This window comes from Bradyrhizobium sp. SHOUNA76, assembly GCF_023006445.1.
Lineage (GTDB): Bacteria > Pseudomonadota > Alphaproteobacteria > Rhizobiales > Xanthobacteraceae > Bradyrhizobium.
Window position 1 is genome coordinate 1 of record NZ_JALBHA010000671.1, and the last position, 2,742, is coordinate 2,742.

Sequence of the window (2,742 nt, forward strand, 5' to 3'; positions counted from 1 at the left end):
GTGCGCTCCAGCGCCGGCCGGCAGGTCGCGCCGCCGACCGAGGCGGTGACGCATCCAGACGCTTGATTGCTGCTATGAACGAGGTCGGCCTCGTGAATGGCAGTGCGGATCCGTTCGCCGATCCGGGCGCAGCCGGCGGCATCGGTATTCGGCAGCAGCATGGCGAATTCCTCGCCGCCATAGCGCGCCGCCAGATCGCCGGCCCGCTGCGTCTCGGCCGCGATGATCTTTGCGACCAGGCGCAGGCAGGCATCGCCCGCGGGATGGCCGTATTCGTCGTTATAGGCCTTGAAGTGATCCACATCGATCATGAGCAAAGCGAGGCTGGAGCGATCGCGATAGGCGCGCGCCCATTCCTCCTTCAGCCGCTCGTCGAAGCGACGGCGATTGGCAAGGCCGGTGAGGCTGTCCTCGATCGCAAGCGTCTCGAGCCTGGTTTCCAGCTTCTTGTGCTCGGTGATGTCGCGGGAGATCGCGACCACGCCGTCGACGCGGCCATTGTCCTTGCGCGTCACCCGCATGGTCGATTCGAGCCAGACTTCGCCGTTGTCCCGGTGCGAGTTGCGGTAGGTGAGGCGCGCCTCCTCCCTCTCGCCACGCTTCATGGCGTCGACGATCGTCTGGACCTCCGGCAGATCCTCCGGATTGATGCCCGCCAGTGCCGGCGTGCCCATCAACTGATTGGCGCGCCAGCCGACGACGCGCGCGGATGAGGGCGAGACATAGCGCAGCCGCTCGTCGAGCCCGATGCGGGTCACCATATCGCTGGAGCCTTCCGCGAGCAGGCGGAAATGCGCCTCCTTCTCGGTCAGGGCCGCGGCCATGCGCTGGCCCCGCTGCAACTGCCGCACCAGCACGGCACCGATGACCGCAATCAGCATCACCAGCGCGATGACGTAGAGCATGCGGGAGATTGCCGCGGCGCGCCAAGGCGCGATCAGTTCGGCCTTGTCGACGGTGGCCAGCAGGAGGAGCGGGTAGCGGCTGCTGCGCTTGAAAAAGCTGACGCGCTCGGCACCGTCGAGCGGCGATTTGAAATGATAGGCGCCGCCCGGTCGCTGCAGGTTGGCGTCGCGGAACAGCGGCTTGTCGGCAACGCTGTGTCCGACGAACTTTTCGTTGTTCGGGTTGCGTGCGACAATCAGGCCGTCGCCATGAGTCAGCGTCACCGAGCTGTTGCGGCCGATCTCGAACTGCTCGTAGAAATGCGAAAGATATTTCGAGCTGATGGTGGCGAGCACCACGCCGCCGAAGCTGCCGTCCGGCTTGTTGAAGCGGCGCGACAGGGTGACGACCCATTCGCCGTCGAGCAAGCTCTTCACGGGGCGGCCGACATGGGCCTCGCGCTTGGGCGAGAGCTGGTGATGGCGGAAGAAGGCATCGTCGGTGAGGGTCGAGCCGATCGTGCCGGGCGAGGTCAGCCAGTTGCCCTGGTCATCAATGATGGCGAGGCTGTGAAAGCGCTCGATCGCCTTCTTGCGCGCATCCAGCAGGGTGCGCAGCTTCGCGATCGTGGCAGGCCCGGCGCCGTCCATCTCGAGCCGGCTGACGACGCCGACGACGCCGGAATCCAGGAGATCGAGGCTGTCCTCGGCATGCTGTGTCAGCGAACGGGCGACGTTCGCCATCTCGGTCTCGGTACCCCTGAGCACCGCATCGCGCGCGGCCCATTCGCGCCAGCCGCTGACGCCGAGGATGGTCACGCAGGTCAGCACGACGAACGCCGCCGCGCGCAGCGGCAGGCGACTCCATCCAACTCGTTGGGTAGCAGCACTCATGCGGCAGAGTTCTCCGATGTTTCGGAACCTCTGCCGCTTCTGTTATTGAACTCTGAAAGTACCGCCGGAATAGGCCGCGATAGGCCCGTTTTCCGTAGTCGTACGGACGCTGGGATCAGCGCATCGCTAACAGGACATTAGCAAGCCGATCGGAAGCCGACGTCGCACTCCGCTAGCTGAAGATGGCCTTAACCTTGTCCCAGAGCGAGGGATTGTCGGCATCCACATCGGCCTTTGAGGGCGTCGGCTGAGTCGCGCTCACGGGATCGGACGCGGGAAAGGTATCTTTCAGCCCGGCATCGAGCTTGGTGTGGCGGTCGGCAGCGAGCGCTTCGTGCAGATCGTCGGCGTGCTTGTCATGCGGCGCGGGATTGAATGTCTCAGCCATGGTGTCCTCCATCGGCTGGTCAACGCGGCCCTGTTGCGCTGGTTCCCCTGTTCCGCTGCGGGCCGAGGCGGTGTATCAGGAGCCATAACCCTGTTCAGGACCATTCGTGCCCCAATCTGCAAAAAAGCCCTTCATCGACGTGCTCTCCGGCCAGCGCCAGAGCATCCCGCCCATGTGGATGATGCGACAGGCCGGCCGCTATTTGCCGGAATATCGCGAGGTGCGCACCAAGGCCGGCGGGTTCCTCGATCTCTGCTTCAATCCGGAGCTTGCGGCCGAGGTGACGCTGCAACCGATCCGCAGGTTCGGCTTCGATGCCGCGATCATCTTCTCGGATATTCTGGTGATCCCCTATGCGCTCGGACGCTCGGTCCGGTTCGAGGTCGGCGAGGGCCCGCGGCTGGATCCGCTGGATGATCCCGCCAAGGTCGCGACGCTGGCACCGCGCGCCGACTTCGGCAAACTCGCGCCGGTGTTCGAGGCGGACGAGATGCTGGCTAGCCTGAAGGCAGCGTCATTGCTGAATGGATTTCGTGGAGCGGCGAAGGCGGACGTGCCGGCTCTATCGCAACTGAT

Annotated in this window: 3 protein-coding genes; 1 reads left to right on the forward strand and 2 read right to left on the reverse strand. The window is 64.9% G+C overall.

Annotated features, from left to right (window positions below; translation table 11 throughout):
• Positions 1-1,778, reverse strand: a 1,778-nt coding sequence (locus tag MOV74_RS35395; protein WP_246931780.1) for a diguanylate cyclase, incomplete at its 3' end; no start/stop codon positions are given.
• Between the two features lie 172 nt (positions 1,779-1,950).
• On the reverse strand, positions 1,951-2,166 hold the full coding sequence (locus MOV74_RS35400; protein ID WP_246931783.1) for a hypothetical protein: 216 nt from the start codon (positions 2,164-2,166) through the stop codon (positions 1,951-1,953).
• 106 nt (positions 2,167-2,272) lie between these two features.
• On the opposite strand from MOV74_RS35400, the gene MOV74_RS35405 reads away from it, so the two are divergent.
• The coding region (locus MOV74_RS35405; protein ID WP_309486869.1) for a uroporphyrinogen decarboxylase family protein at positions 2,273-2,742 on the forward strand (470 nt) is incomplete at its 3' end.

Excerpts from the sequence above, each read along its gene's own strand:
- MOV74_RS35400 (WP_246931783.1), bottom strand. The coding sequence starts at position 2,166 with ATGGCTGAGACATTCAATCCCGCGCCGCATGACAAGCACGCCGACGAT.